This is a genomic window from Autumnicola musiva (assembly GCF_031846585.1).
GTDB lineage: Bacteria > Bacteroidota > Bacteroidia > Flavobacteriales > Flavobacteriaceae > Autumnicola > Autumnicola musiva.
Genome location: NZ_JAVRHK010000001.1, coordinates 256,531 through 271,102, shown reverse-complemented (window position 1 = coordinate 271,102; position 14,572 = coordinate 256,531). Strand labels below are relative to the sequence as shown.

Annotated in this window: 14 protein-coding genes; 4 read left to right on the top strand and 10 right to left on the bottom strand. The window is 39.5% G+C overall.

Annotated elements, in window-relative coordinates; all coding sequences use genetic code 11:
* Nucleotides 1-100: 100 nt before the first annotated feature.
* Entirely contained in the window at nucleotides 101-1,243 is a 1,143-nt protein-coding gene (locus tag RM539_RS01165; protein ID WP_311501642.1) for an MFS transporter, read from the bottom strand.
* A gap of 447 nt (nucleotides 1,244-1,690) precedes the next feature.
* On the opposite strand from RM539_RS01165, the gene RM539_RS01160 reads away from it, so the two are divergent.
* Nucleotides 1,691-2,023: a single-stranded DNA-binding protein gene (locus tag RM539_RS01160; RefSeq protein ID WP_311501641.1), complete on the top strand. Its 333-nt coding sequence runs from the start codon at nucleotides 1,691-1,693 to the stop codon at nucleotides 2,021-2,023.
* 453 nt (nucleotides 2,024-2,476) lie between these two features.
* On the opposite strand, the gene RM539_RS01155 is transcribed toward RM539_RS01160, so the two are convergent.
* The 3 genes from RM539_RS01155 to RM539_RS01145 form a co-directional block, all read right to left on the bottom strand.
* The gene (locus tag RM539_RS01155) at nucleotides 2,477-3,577 is read right to left on the bottom strand and encodes a GAF domain-containing protein (RefSeq protein WP_311501640.1); all 1,101 of its coding nucleotides are present in this window, start codon (nucleotides 3,575-3,577) and stop codon (nucleotides 2,477-2,479) included.
* Between the two features lie 87 nt (nucleotides 3,578-3,664).
* Complete coding sequence (locus RM539_RS01150; protein WP_311501639.1) at nucleotides 3,665-5,437, bottom strand: sodium:solute symporter family protein; 1,773 nt, start codon at nucleotides 5,435-5,437, stop codon at nucleotides 3,665-3,667.
* Nucleotides 5,438-5,461: 24 nt separating this feature from the next.
* On the bottom strand, nucleotides 5,462-5,731 hold the full coding sequence (locus tag RM539_RS01145; RefSeq protein ID WP_311501638.1) for a DUF4212 domain-containing protein: 270 nt from the start codon (nucleotides 5,729-5,731) through the stop codon (nucleotides 5,462-5,464).
* A 144-nt stretch (nucleotides 5,732-5,875) separates the two neighbouring features.
* Here RM539_RS01145 and RM539_RS01140 point away from each other — a divergent pair, with 144 nt between their 5' ends.
* A complete protein-coding gene (locus RM539_RS01140) occupies nucleotides 5,876-6,097 on the top strand; it encodes a hypothetical protein (RefSeq protein WP_311501637.1) in 222 nt (73 codons plus the stop codon).
* A gap of 62 nt (nucleotides 6,098-6,159) precedes the next feature.
* Here RM539_RS01140 and RM539_RS01135 read toward each other — a convergent pair whose 3' ends face one another.
* The 3 genes from RM539_RS01135 to metG form a co-directional block, all read right to left on the bottom strand.
* Nucleotides 6,160-7,062 carry a histone deacetylase family protein gene (locus RM539_RS01135; protein WP_311501635.1) on the bottom strand — a complete coding sequence of 301 codons (903 nt, stop codon included), beginning with the start codon at nucleotides 7,060-7,062 and terminating at the stop codon, nucleotides 6,160-6,162.
* Between the two features lie 217 nt (nucleotides 7,063-7,279).
* Nucleotides 7,280-7,600 carry a GIY-YIG nuclease family protein gene (locus RM539_RS01130; protein WP_311501634.1) on the bottom strand — a complete coding sequence of 107 codons (321 nt, stop codon included), beginning with the start codon at nucleotides 7,598-7,600 and terminating at the stop codon, nucleotides 7,280-7,282.
* Between the two features lie 284 nt (nucleotides 7,601-7,884).
* Nucleotides 7,885-9,966: a methionine--tRNA ligase gene (metG, locus tag RM539_RS01125; protein WP_311501632.1), complete on the bottom strand. Its 2,082-nt coding sequence runs from the start codon at nucleotides 9,964-9,966 to the stop codon at nucleotides 7,885-7,887.
* Between the two features lie 164 nt (nucleotides 9,967-10,130).
* On the opposite strand from metG, the gene RM539_RS01120 reads away from it, so the two are divergent.
* Both RM539_RS01120 and RM539_RS01115 read left to right on the top strand, forming a co-directional pair.
* Nucleotides 10,131-10,706 carry a hypothetical protein gene (locus RM539_RS01120; RefSeq protein WP_311501630.1) on the top strand — a complete coding sequence of 192 codons (576 nt, stop codon included), beginning with the start codon at nucleotides 10,131-10,133 and terminating at the stop codon, nucleotides 10,704-10,706.
* A gap of 69 nt (nucleotides 10,707-10,775) precedes the next feature.
* On the top strand, nucleotides 10,776-11,135 hold the full coding sequence (locus RM539_RS01115; RefSeq protein ID WP_311501628.1) for a YraN family protein: 360 nt from the start codon (nucleotides 10,776-10,778) through the stop codon (nucleotides 11,133-11,135).
* A gap of 162 nt (nucleotides 11,136-11,297) precedes the next feature.
* On the opposite strand, the gene RM539_RS01110 is transcribed toward RM539_RS01115, so the two are convergent.
* The 3 genes from RM539_RS01110 to RM539_RS01100 all read right to left on the bottom strand — a co-directional run bounded on the left by RM539_RS01110 (nucleotide 11,298) and on the right by RM539_RS01100 (nucleotide 14,557).
* Nucleotides 11,298-13,367, bottom strand: coding sequence for a M13 family metallopeptidase (locus RM539_RS01110; protein ID WP_311501626.1), 2,070 nt, complete (start codon nucleotides 13,365-13,367; stop codon nucleotides 11,298-11,300).
* Nucleotides 13,368-13,436: 69 nt separating this feature from the next.
* On the bottom strand, nucleotides 13,437-13,976 hold the full coding sequence (locus RM539_RS01105) for a nuclear transport factor 2 family protein (RefSeq protein WP_311501625.1): 540 nt from the start codon (nucleotides 13,974-13,976) through the stop codon (nucleotides 13,437-13,439).
* A 2-nt stretch (nucleotides 13,977-13,978) separates the two neighbouring features.
* Nucleotides 13,979-14,557 carry a hypothetical protein gene (locus RM539_RS01100; RefSeq protein WP_311501623.1) on the bottom strand — a complete coding sequence of 193 codons (579 nt, stop codon included), beginning with the start codon at nucleotides 14,555-14,557 and terminating at the stop codon, nucleotides 13,979-13,981.
* Between the last annotated feature and the right edge of the window lie 15 nt (nucleotides 14,558-14,572).

The following is a 14,572-nucleotide window of genomic DNA, read 5'->3' as shown; positions in this document are numbered from 1 at the left end:
AAATAATCTGCTAATTTCCACTATTTAATTGCGTGGCAGGAATTTACTTTTTCAGTACATTCAATAAAATGACCAGCTCGGGTTGAGGGAAAAAGGATAACTACTTTTCTATCTTCCGGTAACGAAAAAATAATTTGGAAACCGGAATAAGCATTAAACCGGATATAATAAAAAGAATAAAGGATAACCTTAGATTAAAAGCTTCAGCGAGATATCCAATTAATGGCGGCCCCAGCAGCATTCCAGTTATGGAATAAGTTGTTATGATAGAAACAGCCATGCCGGCAGAATATTTTGGCGAGGTGCCGGCAAGAGTAAAGGTCATGGGTATAACCGCGGCAACTCCCATTCCAACCAGGCTAAAACCTATTAAAGCAGGCCAAAAATAAGGAAACAGTATTGTGATGAGAATACCGCAGGAAATAAGCGAAGAGCTAATGATATATGTTTTTGCCATTCCGATTTTTTCAATTATTATATCTGAAAAAAATCTGGATAACGCCATAAAGATCATAAAAGTAAAATAGCCCAGGGTAAATATTTCTTCCCCAATAACTTCTTTAAAATAAACGCCACTCCAGTCAAACATTCCGCCTTCACATAAAGCAGCAAAAAACACTAGAAGACCCAGGTATAAAATAAATTTATCGGGTTTTCCCAGCTTGAGTTTATTTCCCTGCGGCGCGCGGTCGTTTTCAAGTAAAAAGCGATAAGCGGCAATTGCCGGGATAAATGTAAACGCGGCCACGATTAATAGATGCTGTGCCATGGAAATATCAAATTTCAGCATAAGGGTAGAAAATCCCACACCTGTTAAACCGCCGGTACTCCATAAACCATGAAAAGAACCATTAATTTTCTTACCATAATTTTTCTGAAGCGTTATAGCCTGCGTGTTCATGGAAATGTTCAGGATGCGCATGCAAAAGGAAAAAGCGCAGATAGAGGTAATAAGCAGGATTAAATTATTTGCGCTTCCTATAGAAAACAGCGCGACCGAAAACAGAATGCAGGAAATAGTCAATGGCCCACGGCTGTTAAACCTTGAAACCAGCCAGCCTGAAATAGGCAGCCCTATAAGACTGCTTACAGGCATTGCTAAAAGCAGACTGCCCAGTTCAGCTTCATTTAAGTTAAAAGTAGTTTTAATAGTGGGGATGCGCGAAGCCCAGGTGGAAAAACAGAAGCCTGCCAGAAAAAAATATATACTTAAAGAGATGCGCTGCTTCTTTTTTGCTTCCATAATTCTGCTGAAAAAATGCAAATATCAATGGTAATTCTTTAATAGAAAAGGCAATGAAGCAATTTTCCAATAATATTTATGAGAGCTTCCACGGCAGGGAAATCTTTTGGATATAAACAGGAGTATTTAATGTTAGGCTGCATTAATTTTGCAACCTGTATGGTGGTTATTACCAATTCTTATTCCGCTTCAGCCTTATCGCAAAATACAATCATATCTTCCGGATTTAGCTTCACAATTTTTATGTTTGATGTGCCAGTGCATTAAAATTGGATCAGATGCAGATTTTTCAGGATTTTGTTGTTCATTTCTTCTCATTTATAAACGTTTATAAACGCATATAAACGTAAGCAAATAGTTGTTAGACGATTACGGCTGAAGTGTTGCTGTATGTTTGTCATGTTGAAATGAACTAATGATTTTCAACTGCAATAAATTCTAATAGTTATGAGCACTTTAAGAAACAAAGTACAACTGATTGGGCATGTAGGTAACAATCCTGAAATCGTAAATCTGGAATCTGGTAAAAAACTGGCAAAATTTTCTATTGCTACAAACGAAAGCTATAAAAATCCCAAAGGTGAAAAGATCACCGATACACAATGGCATAATATAGTGGCCTGGGGGAAAACCGCCGAGCTGGTAGAGAACTATGTTCCCAAAGGCAAAGAAGTGGGGATAGAAGGTAAACTTACCAGCAGAAGTTATGAAGACAAGGAAGGGCAAAAAAAATATATTACTGAAGTAATTTGCAGCGAACTCCTGTTGCTTGGAAAATAATTTATGGTGATTGTATTTCTATATTAGATGTAATTAAAAAGCTTTTCCTTCCGGTTTTTAGAGGAGGAAAGGCTTTTTACCATAAAAAGCCCTATTGGATTTTATCTTAAGCTATAAGTATCAGGCTTGTAAATATTTGATCTGATTTTTGAAATAAGTGAGAATGAAAAAATCATGATACTGAACCTGCCCTGCCCATAAGGCAGGCCTTTTTTAGTATTTAATTTAGAGTATAGAAAATTAGGAAGCTATCTGATAAAACTGAATAAGTCCCAGCACAAATTTATTATAATCTTCAACGGATATTCCAGATTAGACAACCTTTTAGGTAATTTTATTCTAAGAGGGTAAATACCCCCAAGGCTTGCCTCGCAAGTCAATATTTAAAGTCTGAAAACGTGTTCCTCCAAAATGCTCGGTGGGCTTGCCCCGGAGAAATTTTACTAAATAAATTTATCGCCGGCCAATTTGTTTGTGCTTCTCTGCATAAGTGGCGTGTAACCTGCGGGTAAAAACATCCAGTTCTTCAGAAACTTCTTTTATAAGGGCAGAATACTGTTTAAAAGATTTCTCGTCCAGTTTTTCCTGTTGGATAATATCGGTAAGTCCCTGGATGGTGGTGATTGGCCTTCTTAAAATATGGGAAATATCAAAAGAAATTTGTTCAAGAGCCTGTTCATATTGTTTTATCCTGTTAATATTTTGAAACATGCCATACCACACGATGGTGCCATCCTTCAGTTTTTCGGGGCGGGAAATTCCCCGTTGCCAAGAAATTTTGCCATTAAGAAGCACGCGATATTCTACATCCCAGATACTGAGTTCTTCGGCTGATATTTTAATACTTTCCAGAACATAATCCAGGTCTTCAGGATGTACCACTTTAAAAACATTGCCCGCATCGCTTTTTAAAAGCTCAGGATTTAAACTGGGGTGAACTTCTGAAATTCCTTCACTGATAAAAGTGAACCGGTAACGTCCTTCGGGATCCATCTCAAACTGATAGATGGTGCCGGGCGACTGATTGGTGAGCTTTTTTAAACGGGAAATACTGGCCTCAATCTTTTTATCCTGCGCAACAAGTTTTTTTCTGTTATTAAGGTTGTCCATTGTTTTTTTGGCCAGTAACTGTAGCGCCCTTTGCTGGGAATTTGTGATTTTCCTAGGCTGTTTATCAAGAATACAAAGATTACCTAAAACGTTGCCTTTTGGAGTTAGCAATGGAGCTCCGGCATAAAACCTGATATTAGGGTTTCCCAGGACAAGAGGATTACTACTAAACCTTTCGTCTTTCAAAGAGTCTTCCACCACTAATACTTCATGGGGCTTATCAAAGCTGTACCTGCAGAATGCATCATTACGATCGGTTTCTTCTGCTTCAATACCTTTTTTTGCTTTAAACCACTGCCGTTTGTCATCTACAAGGCTAATCAGGGAGATAGGGGTGTTGCAGATTGCTGAAGCAATCTCTACCAATTCATCTAGTTCTAAATCAGGGGCGGTATCCAGAATTTTATAATCCAATAAATCCTGGAGACGTTCTTTTTCACTCATTTTCAAGGGGCTTTGAAAAAAGCATTTAAATGTAAGAATTCTGGCTTAAATACACAACAGGGGGAGAATACTTCTTATTTTAATGATTTAATGCTCTGTTGCTTTTCCTGCACCGCTTGGTATTCTTATTTTCTCTACAATATCCTGAACTTCATCGGGTGGCGCCGCGGTAAATCTGGAAACTATAATTGAAAGAGCTATGTTTATAAACATGGCAATAGTTCCAAAACCTTCGGGAGAAATTCCAAACCACCATTCTGAAGATGGCAGGGGCTCCATAATACCCCAAAGTCCTGTTTTAAAACGAACCATGTAGAACAGCATTAAAGAAATACCAACTGTCATTCCGGCAATAGCTCCTTCTTTATTCATTCTTTTGTCAAAGATGCCTAGCACAATGGCGGGGAAAAAAGATGCTGCGGCCAGTCCGAAAGCCAGCGCAACAACAGCGGCAACAAATCCCGGAGGATATATTCCGAAGAGTCCTGCAATAAGTACTGCTATCAGGATACTTATCCTGGCAGCTAAAAGCTCCTGTTTATCTGTAATATCCGGTTTCAATTGCTTTTTTAAAAGATCATGGGAAATGGAAGTGGAAATAACCAGAAGCAGGCCTGCGGCGGTAGATAATGCAGCAGCCAGGCCTCCTGCCGCCACCAGACCGATAACCCAATTAGGAAGTTGGGCGATTTCAGGATTTGCCAAAACCATAATATCCCGGTCTACATAAAGTTCATTCTCATTAGTAGTTGCATTGCTCACCATTCGCTGGCCGTAGGCTCCACGTTTTTCAGTAAACAACGGCTTTTCATTTACTGCTTCGCCCTTCAGATATTGAATTTTTCCATCGTTATTTTTATCGGTCCACGCTATAAGCCCGGTGTTTTCCCAGTTCTTAAACCATTCAGGTATCTCTGCATAAGGCGTCTCACTAACGGTTTCAATTAAATTGGTGCGTGCAAAAACCGAAACTGCGGGAGCTGTGGTATAAAGAATAGCAATAAGCAATAAAGCCCATCCGGCAGATTTCCGCGCATCGCGAACTTTGGGAACCGTAAAAAACCGTACAATCACATGTGGTAAGCCGGAAGTTCCCGCCATTAATGCCAAAGTAATGGCAAATACGTCCCAGGTAGACTTTGTCCCGGAGGTATATTCGTTAAAACCAAGCTGGGTGTGTAAATTATCCAGCTTTTCCAGGAGGAATGTGCCGTCTTCAACTCTTCCACCCATTCCAATTTGTGGTAATGGATTTCCCGTCATTTGAATGGAAATAAATATAGCAGGCACCATAAAGGCAAAAATTAGCACGCAATATTGCGCTACCTGGGTATAGGTAATACCTTTCATTCCGCCTAAAAAAGCAAAAATTAAGACTACAATCATTCCTATAATTACCCCAAGATTTATTTCCACTTGCAGGAACTGTGAAAAAACAATTCCTACGCCGCGCATTTGTCCCGCCACGTATGTGAAAGAAACTATCAGTGCACAGATTATCGCCACTGTTCTTGCTGTATTGGAGTAATACCGGTCTCCTATAAAATCGGGGACGGTAAATTTGCCGAATTTCCGAAGATATGGAGCAAGTAACAAGGCCAGCAGCACATACCCGCCTGTCCAGCCCATGAGATAAACTGAACCGTCATAACCGCTAAAAGAAATTATCCCGGCCATAGAGATAAAAGAGGCTGCACTCATCCAGTCGGCGGCGGTGGCCATTCCATTGGCTAAGGGTGAAACCCCGCCTCCTGCCACGTAGAAATCTTTTGTGGATCCTGCGCGTGCCCAAATGGCTATTCCAAAATAAAGCGCAAAACTAATCCCTACCAATAACCAGGTCCATACCTCAATGCTCATATAATGTAAAAGTGATTTAAAATATTAATCTGTATCATCTTCACTATAGCCGTATTTTTTATCCAACTTGTTCATGAGCCTGATATATATAAAAATAAGGAGAACAAAAATGTAAATAGAGCCTTGCTGGGCAAACCAGAAGCCGAGTTTAAAACCTCCCAGGTGGAAGTTGTTGAGGTAATCTTTGAAAAGAATTCCTGCACCAAAAGAAATGATAAACCAGATGCCTAAAAGAATCAGGAGATATTTTTTATTTTCCTTCCAGTAATTTTTGGCATTCCTGTTTTTGTCCATTTAGAAAAGATATTTTATCTAATATATAATTAAATTGTTAAAAATTACTAATTACGTAAAAAATTATAACACTAATCTGTGGTATTTTCATTATAAAGATGCAGTTGTTGAATAAAACTTTTCTGAAGCTTTATAAATTATTAAATGAGATTGAGGCTATTACCGAATGGCTTCAATCGCATTGGCAAGATAAACAAAGGGAGCGTTTCAGTTTATGGCAATTTCGTTACTGGCGTAACTGCAGGTTTCATCAATATAAGAGGTAGCAGGAAATTGATGTTTTCAGTATATAGATTTTCACAGCCGGATTTATCCTGTTGGCCGGGATTTGGCCCTCCTGCCAGCAATCCGGGAACAGGATCTTAGATACCATCTGCTTCTGAAGGCTTGTGGTGCGGATGTTTTGTGGATCTAAAAGGAATTTCAGCTTAAAAATAAATCTCCTGCGCCTGCCGGTAAGTGTTGGCGTGCGCTTCCAGAATTATTTTTATGTCCGTAGAATAACCTCCGCCCATACTGCATTGTAACGGGATTTGCAGGTCATGGCAGGTTTGCAGTAAATACCTGTCCCGTTCTTTGCAGCCTTCAATACTGCAGGAAAGCTTCCCCAGTTTATCGCTCTCCAGAATGTCCACCCCGCTGAGGTAAAAAATGAAATCCGGCTGTTGCTGTTCAATAAGATCGGGCAATGTACTTTTTAATATTCTTAGATATTCTTCATCACCCGTTCCATCGGGAACTTCAATATCAAGATCAGATTTTTCCTTTTTAAAGGGATAGTTTCCTTTGCCGTGCATGGAAAAGGTAAAAACAGAGTCGTCATTTTCAAAAATTTCGGCAGTCCCGTTTCCCTGGTGCACGTCCAGATCTACAATCAGAATTTTTTCAGCTAATCCTTTTTGCTGAAGATACCTTGCGGCAATTGCCTGATCATTGAGCAAACAAAAAGCTTCCCCACGGTTGGAATAAGCATGATGTGTGCCGCCGGCGATGTTAAAGGAAATTCTGTGTTCCAGGGCAAAATGGCAACATTTCATCGTGCCGTCTGTAATAATTATTTCTCGTTCGTATAATGCTTTTGAAAGCGGAAAACCGGTTTTTCTTACCTCGCGCGGACTCAGTTCCTGGTTCTTTAACCGGAAATAATAGTTTTCTTCATGAACGGCAAGTATATATTTTTCCTGCGGAATTTCAGGTTCAAAGAAGTTTTCTTCTGTACAGGTGCCTTCGTGAACCAGTTGCTTTGGCAATAGTTCATACTTCTCCATCGGGAAACGGTGTCCTTCAGGCAAAGGGTGTTTATAAATGGGATGATAGGCTATTTTAAGCATTGAGGAATTGTTGATTTTTCGAGAGCAAAATTGAAATGTACCTTATTGAAACCAACCCCTGGACTGTGCACGGGGCAGGCAGCAATGCTATAACTTAATTAAATATAAATAAAGAAAAAGGTTGTTGTGTTAAGTGCAATAAACAATGTCTTTCAATTTCAATAAAGTATGGTTTTTAGAAATATAATGGATTTGTCAGTTCGAGCGCAGTCGAGAACTAATCATCTTCGGGCTTATATTTAAAATGGGTAGCATTCCTACATTCGGCTAATATTTGTAACATATCAAAATCGTTCTTTGCAAGTGCCCTTTTCTTTTGTGCACTCCATTTCTTTATCTTCTTTTCAAAATAAATTGCCTGATTTACATCATTAAATTCTTGATGAAAGATTAACTGCACAGGTCTTCTCTTGTACGTAAAACTATTTTGATTGAGAGCTGAATTATGTTCTGCCAGCCTTCTTGTAATATTATTGGTTATTCCGGTATAGAGCAATTTATCACTGCACTCGACAATATAGACATAATACAATTTCATATTTGGCTCATTGAATAACAGACCCCTCGACTGCGCTCGCGGAGACACTACTGCTATTAATGAATTAAATATAGGAAAAAGAAAGTTGTCCAATTAAGTCAGTTTCAACACATCTGTTTTTGTGAGTCCGCAAAGATTGGTTGGCATTTCGAGAACTTTCCAGTTTGTCATTTTCAAATGAAATCAAGTTTTTCAATTCGGGCCAAGTCGAGGTTTGTCAATTCAAGCCTGTCTGGTGGCGGACAGTCGCAGTCGAGGTTCGTCAGTTCGAGCGCAGTCGAGAACTAATTTATCGTAGCTCCATTTTCCACCCCGGCTTCATCTGGGTTTACAAAAACAAGTTTTCCTTCGGCAGTTTCTGTCATTAAAATCATGCCTTCACTTTCTACTCCGCGAAGTTTTCTGGGGGCGAGATTGGCCAGAACAGTCACTTTTTTACCAATAATTTCTTCGGCTTTAAAATGCTCGGCGATACCGGAAACTACCGTTCTTTTGTCTAGGCCGGTGTCTACTTTTATCACCATCAGTTTTTTGGTTTTTGGCATTTTATGGGCTTCAATTATTGTTCCCACCCTAAGGTCCATTTTGGTGAAATCTTCAAAAGTGGCAATATCCTTCTGTGGCTCCACTTTCCTATTTTCTGCTTCGTTAAGGGATTTTGTCGCTTCCAATTTTTCTAACTGTTTTTCTATTTCTGAATCTTCTATTTTGCTGAAGAGCAATTCAGCTTCACCAATTTGATGTCCCGCCTGCAACAATGATTTTTTAGTAGCAATCCTGTCCCACTGAGCTTCTCCCCCTTTACCTGCAGGTTCTTCTGAAATTTTTAAAATTCCTCTGAGTTTTTCTGAAGTAAATGGCAAAAACGGTTCGCTTAAAGTTGCCAGGGCCGAAGCTATTTGTAAAGCTACATACATTACCGTTTTCACCCTTTCTTCATCGGTCTTAATAATTTTCCACGGCTCTTCATCGGCAAGATATTTATTCCCGAGGCGGGCAAGGTTCATTAATTCTCCCTGCGCTTCGCGGAAGCGATACTTTTCAATGGAGCTGGCAATAACGGCAGGATAGGCTTTTAATTCCGCAATAGTAGCTTCGTCAACATCAGAATATTGATTTGGCTCTGGTACAATTCCGTTGTAATATTTATTGGTTAAAACCACAACACGGTTGATGAAATTGCCAAATATGGCAACTAATTCATTGTTGTTTCTCGCCTGGAAATCTTTCCAGGTAAAGTCGTTATCTTTAGCTTCGGGAGCGTTAGCAGTTAAAGCATATCTCAACACGTCCTGCTTGTTTGGAAAATCCTCCAGGTACTCGTGCAGCCAAACCGCCCAGTTTTTAGAAGTGGATAGTTTTTTGCCCTCAAGATTTAGAAATTCATTTGCAGGCACATTATCGGGTAAAATATAATCGCCGTGGGCTCTCAGCATCGTCGGGAAAATTATACAATGAAAAACAATATTATCTTTCCCTATAAAATGAACCAGTTTAGTGTTTTCATCCTTCCAGTAAGGTTCCCAATCTTTACCTTCCCGCTCTGCCCATTCTTTGGTAGAAGAAATATAGCCGATTGGCGCATCGAACCATACATAAAGTACTTTGCCTTCGGCTCCTTCAACCGGAACGGGAATTCCCCAATCCAGGTCACGGGTTACCGCACGGGCACGCAGACCATCGTCTATCCAGGATTTTACCTGTCCGTAAACGTTGGTTTTCCAGTCGGCTTTATGGCCTTCAAGAATCCATTCCTTCAGCCAGTTTTCATACTGGTCTAAAGGTAAAAACCAGTGTTTTGTTTCTTTTAGTGTAGGTGTGGCGCCAGTAATGGCCGATTTCGGATCGATAAGATCTGTTGCATTCAGCGAAGTTCCGCAGCTTTCACACTGGTCGCCATAGGCTTCTTCATTTCCACATTTGGGGCAGGTTCCGGTTACAAACCTGTCGGCAAGAAATTGTCCTGCTTCTTCATCATAAAGTTGCTTGGTGGTTTCTTCAATAAATTTTCCATTTTCAAACATGGTTTTAAAGAATTCTGAAGCAGTATCGTGATGCACTTTGGCAGAGGTACGTGAATAATTATCGAATGAAATACCAAAATCTTTGAATGATTTCCTGATAATCCCGTCATACTTATCTACAACATCCTGGGGCGTAACTCCTTCTTTCTTGGCCTTAATGGTAATAGGAACACCATGCTCGTCACTTCCGCAAACAAAAGCCACATCCTGGCCGTGCATTCTTAAATACCTGGCATAAATATCTGAAGGAACGTAAACACCTGCAAGATGCCCAATATGAATAGGGCCGTTAGTGTAGGGCAGGGCGGCGGTGATGGTATATCTCTCTGGAGAATTATTCATTTATTTTGTAATATTTTAAGCTTGTAAAGGTAAGCAACTGGTGTATAATACGCGTTAAATTCTTGTAAAAGGCCCTGCTGGTGATGTAATACTTTCTACATTTATTTCCTGAAAGATCAAAACAAAAATCAGACTTAAAATCTTATCTCAGAAACTATTTCGCCATGAAAAAATTACTCTTCATATTTTTTATAGCAGGCCTTTACTCCTGTAATAGCACAAAAAAAGCAACTTCCGGCACTCCAGACAAATTTGTTGCTGAAAATCTTATGAATTATTCAAAATCTGAAATTAGCCGGGAGTATCCCGATGCCAATATCAAAGAAGGCGATGAGGTGTATGATGAAGGAACTAAGCGGCGGTCTTATACTATTCTATATCCTGAAACTACTAATGAATTGGTGATCACATGGAAGAATGGTAAGTCTGAAATTCATGATATCAGGTTTGCGGATGCAGGAAACTGGAAAACTTCTTCCGGGATAAAAGTGGGTACTACCTATGACGAACTGAACAGGTTGAACGGGAAACCCGTTTCGTTCTATGGCTTTGGCTGGGATTATAGCGGTGCAGTAGTTTGGAATGGTGGGAAATTGGAAGATTCTAATCTTCATGTTTTCCTTGGCCCTGAAGATGAACCTGCAGATAAATTTTATGGAGATGAAATCATAAAAGCTTCTCCCCGGGAAATTGAAAATATGAATTTAAAAGTTCAGGCAGTGGTGTTGAATCAATCTTAAAAACACGATTTTAATTAGCTTTAAATCAATGGAATAATACTTACCTTCACTTTTATTATTTCGATTTAAATGGCTAAACATAATTTACTTGGAAAAAAAGGAGAAGACCTTGCAGCAGATTTTCTTCAAAAAAATTCTTATACCATTATAGCCCGAAATTTCGTTTATCAAAAAGCGGAAGTGGATATTATTGCGCGTACCGATAAAGAATTGATTGCGGTAGAAGTAAAAACCAGAAGTACGCCAGATTTTGGAGATCCCCAGGAATTTGTAAAGAAGAAGCAAATCCAGCAATTACTGAAAGCGGTAAACCATTTCGCGGAAGAACACGAACTTAATCTTGAGGTTCGTTTTGATATTTTGGCAATTATTAAGAATAAATCGGGAACAAGAGTTGAGCATTTAAAAGATGCTTTCTACTACTTCTAAAAAAGAAAGAGATTGTTTAAAAAGTCGGAAGAACGTCATCCCGAATTTATCTCAGGAGTTTAAATTGAATGGTAAAATTCATTTAGAAGCTGAAACAAGTTCAGCTTGACGAAATAAGGACCTTTTAAACAACCTCCTAATTAATAATAACTTTTACTGAAATTACCAGATTTTCACCCGGTCTTCAGGTTTAAGGTACATTTTGTCTCCTTCAGCAATATCAAAGGCTTCATAAAAAGCATCAATATTTTGAAGCGGTACATAAGCGCGGTACATTCCAGGAGAGTGAGGATCTGTTTTAATCCTGTTTCTTAGAGCTTCCTCTCTCATTTTAGTGCGCCAAACAGTAGCCCATGAAAGGAAGAAACGCTGCTCAGGAGTGTAGCCATCTATTTTTCCAGGATCTCCATGTTCTTTTAGGTGAATCTGAAGTCCGTCGTACGCGGCATTAACCCCGCCTAAATCACCGATGTTTTCACCCAGGGTGAATTTTCCGTTGATGTAAACGCTATCAAGCACTTCAATATTGCTATACTGCTCGGCCAGGCTGCCTCCAAGTTTTTCAAATTGCTTTAAATCTTCATCTGTCCACCAGTTATTCAGGTTACCTTCGGCATCGAAACGTGCCCCACTGTCATCAAAACCATGAGAAATTTCATGGCCGATAACGGCACCAATTCCGCCGTAATTAACAGCAGCATCGGCTTTATAATCGTAGAAAGGTGGTTGTAAAATGGCAGCAGGGAATACAATTTCATTAAAACTTGGATTATAGTAAGCATTTACCGTTTGTGGCGGCATGTACCATTCCTTTTTATCTACAGGTTGTCCAAGGTCTGCCATGTTTTCGGCGACGCCCCATTTTTGGGCGTTCATCATATTCTGGAAATAAGAACCTCCTTCTTCGGGACTTTCAACTACCAAACCTTCGTAATCTTCCCAGCTGTCGGGATAACCAACTTTAACAGTGAAGCTGCTTAGTTTTTCAAGTGCCTTTTTCTTAGTGTCTTCACTCATCCAGGGAAGTTGCTGGATCCTGTTTTCATAAGCTTTAATGATGTTTCCAATCATTTCCTGTGCTTTTTCTTTAGCTTCAGGAGGAAAATTTTCTTTAACATACAGTTTACCTAATGCTTCTCCAACTGTTCCATTCACGGTAGCAAGGGCGCGTTCATTTCTTGGGCGTTGTTCCTGGGCCCCCTGTAAAGTTTTGTCGTAAAACTCCCAGCTTTCACGTTCCAGATCTGTGGTTAGGAAAGGGGCGGCATCATTAAACATATTCCATCTTAAATAAGATTTCCATTCTTCAACAGAATTTTCAGCAAGAATATCCTGAAGCGCATCCATATACTGCGGCTGGGTAACAACGATAGTATCCAGATTATTAGCGCCTATTCCTTCAAAATACTTGTTCCATTCCATGCCCGGGACACTTTTTTGAAGTTCGCCCACTGTCATTGGATTATAGGTTTTTCTTGCATCACGTCTTTCTACCTTATCCATTTGAGGTTGTGCAAGGCGGGTTTCAAAAGTAAGAATAGTTTGAGCTTCCCCGGCCGCTTCTTCTTCAGAATAGTCTAAATACTGAAGCATTTCAGTAATGTACTGCTTATATTTTTCTCTTTTTTCTTTGGAATCTTCGTCATCGGCCACATAATAGTCACGATCTGGCAATCCCAATCCTGAAGGGTTAAGGTAAGCAACATTCATGTTACTGTCTTTCCTGTCTGCCCTTACTCTAAAGGAGAAAAATCCGGCACTTCCGTAATCACTCATTTCCACAAGAAAATTTTGCAAATCTTCTTTAGAGTTTATAGAATCAATTTTTGCAAGATATGGTTCAATAGGGGCAATTCCTTTTTCATTTCGGGATACTGTATCCATTATACTCTTGTAAAGTGCAACGGCTTTAGCCTGGTCTTCGGCTAAATCGGCATTGGAATTGGAAGCTGATTGTTCAAGGATTCTTAATGCATCATTATCCGTTTCCTGGCGCAGCTCCATAAAACTTCCCCAGGTGGTCCTGTCGCTGGGAATTTCAGTAGAATCCAGCCATTTTCCGTTTACATATCTAAAGAAGTCATCTTTTGCACTACCTGTAGTGTCCATATAGGCAAGATTAATTCCATGGACTTCTTCCTCTTCACCGGTGGTTTTTTCCCTGTCCTGACAACCGGTGAAAAGCACCGATCCCAGTGCAGAAAGCAAAAACACGTTTTTAAGTACTCTCATGTGTGTGGTTTATTATTGATTAAAAATTTATGTGCTAAAATAACAAAAACCGCAATATGGTTTTTAAATTTATTGGTGCCCAGTTGGTTGCAAAAAGGATGCCTGGCTTTCTATTTGTAATTTCAGATGCTTATCAAAGCTTTTTTTAAGAGCCGTTACCTCCTCCACATTTTCATTAGGAATTGTAATGGAAAGTACATAATGTTTAATTTTCCATTCATTATTTTTGTATTCCAGCACTCCCGAGCCACGGCAAATACCCATTTGAGTATCAAGAAGTTCATCAAACCAGGCATAGCTTCCATTTTCTCCTAAATAGATATTGCGTTGCAAAACTGCAAAATTCCAGGCTTTGCCTTGATCAAAGTAAGGCTTGGAAAATTTTTTGAAATCCTCATTTTGCCAATTTTCAGTAGCATCGGTGCCTATGAAGATTGCATCTTTGGTCATTAAATTGAAATATTGTTCAAAGTTAGCGGTTGCTGCTGCTTTATGCCAAAGGTTGAGATAATGACTAATCTCATTTTTAGCTGAAGCTTTACTGCCTGCTAAATTTTGTGCATTAGAGCTAAGGCTGAATATCAGAAATAGCAGGAAAATATGCTTCATATTTATTGCTGAATTTCATTCTGCTGCGGAATCGCAGGCACGGAATCATTTTCCTGATCAAAATTTTCCTCTTCCATTTCATCCAGTTCTTTTTCAAAATCTTCCAGTGTTTTAAGAAAGATTTCGTTTAGCTGAATCTTCAAATTATTGAATTCTGTAGGAATTTCTTCTGAAATTTCCCTGATTTCTTCCGGATTTGGATCCCGTTTTGAAGCAGCGTATTTCAGAAGTTTAGATTTGGTGGTAAGTACACTCAGCCTTGCTTCAACGGCATTGGTGCGTAGGGAATCTGGCAAAGAGGTTTGCAAAGACTCCATGATTTCGGCCAGTGGTGCAGAATTTTCCATAACATCTCTTAAGCTCGCATCCTGAAATTTCTGAATTTCATTTTGGGCCGTAATATATTCAATCCATTGGCTGGCATATTCCCGTGCCCCGGGCTGTAGTTGTACCTGCTGGTTAGTAACAGCTATTTCGAGGCCAAAAGCTGTAGTGTCTACTTTACTAACTGTTTGATTAGCCTGTTTCTCCCTGCAGGAAAAAAGGCATATAAGCAATATAATTAGGATAATATTCTTCATGTAATCAATTTGCCG

Excerpts from the sequence above, each read along its gene's own strand:
- RM539_RS01165 (WP_311501642.1), bottom strand. The coding sequence starts at position 1,243 with ATGGAAGCAAAAAAGAAGCAGCGCATCTCTTTAAGTATATATTTTTTT.
- RM539_RS01160 (WP_311501641.1), top strand. The coding sequence starts at position 1,691 with ATGAGCACTTTAAGAAACAAAGTACAACTGATTGGGCATGTAGGTAAC.
- RM539_RS01155 (WP_311501640.1), bottom strand. The coding sequence starts at position 3,577 with ATGAGTGAAAAAGAACGTCTCCAGGATTTATTGGATTATAAAATTCTG.
- RM539_RS01150 (WP_311501639.1), bottom strand. The coding sequence starts at position 5,437 with ATGAGCATTGAGGTATGGACCTGGTTATTGGTAGGGATTAGTTTTGCG.
- RM539_RS01145 (WP_311501638.1), bottom strand. The coding sequence starts at position 5,731 with ATGGACAAAAACAGGAATGCCAAAAATTACTGGAAGGAAAATAAAAAA.
- RM539_RS01140 (WP_311501637.1), top strand. The coding sequence starts at position 5,876 with ATGAGATTGAGGCTATTACCGAATGGCTTCAATCGCATTGGCAAGATA.
- RM539_RS01135 (WP_311501635.1), bottom strand. The coding sequence starts at position 7,062 with ATGCTTAAAATAGCCTATCATCCCATTTATAAACACCCTTTGCCTGAA.
- RM539_RS01130 (WP_311501634.1), bottom strand. The coding sequence starts at position 7,600 with ATGAAATTGTATTATGTCTATATTGTCGAGTGCAGTGATAAATTGCTC.
- metG (WP_311501632.1), bottom strand. The coding sequence starts at position 9,966 with ATGAATAATTCTCCAGAGAGATATACCATCACCGCCGCCCTGCCCTAC.
- RM539_RS01120 (WP_311501630.1), top strand. The coding sequence starts at position 10,131 with ATGAAAAAATTACTCTTCATATTTTTTATAGCAGGCCTTTACTCCTGT.
- RM539_RS01115 (WP_311501628.1), top strand. The coding sequence starts at position 10,776 with ATGGCTAAACATAATTTACTTGGAAAAAAAGGAGAAGACCTTGCAGCA.
- RM539_RS01110 (WP_311501626.1), bottom strand. The coding sequence starts at position 13,367 with ATGAGAGTACTTAAAAACGTGTTTTTGCTTTCTGCACTGGGATCGGTG.
- RM539_RS01105 (WP_311501625.1), bottom strand. The coding sequence starts at position 13,976 with ATGAAGCATATTTTCCTGCTATTTCTGATATTCAGCCTTAGCTCTAAT.
- RM539_RS01100 (WP_311501623.1), bottom strand. The coding sequence starts at position 14,557 with ATGAAGAATATTATCCTAATTATATTGCTTATATGCCTTTTTTCCTGC.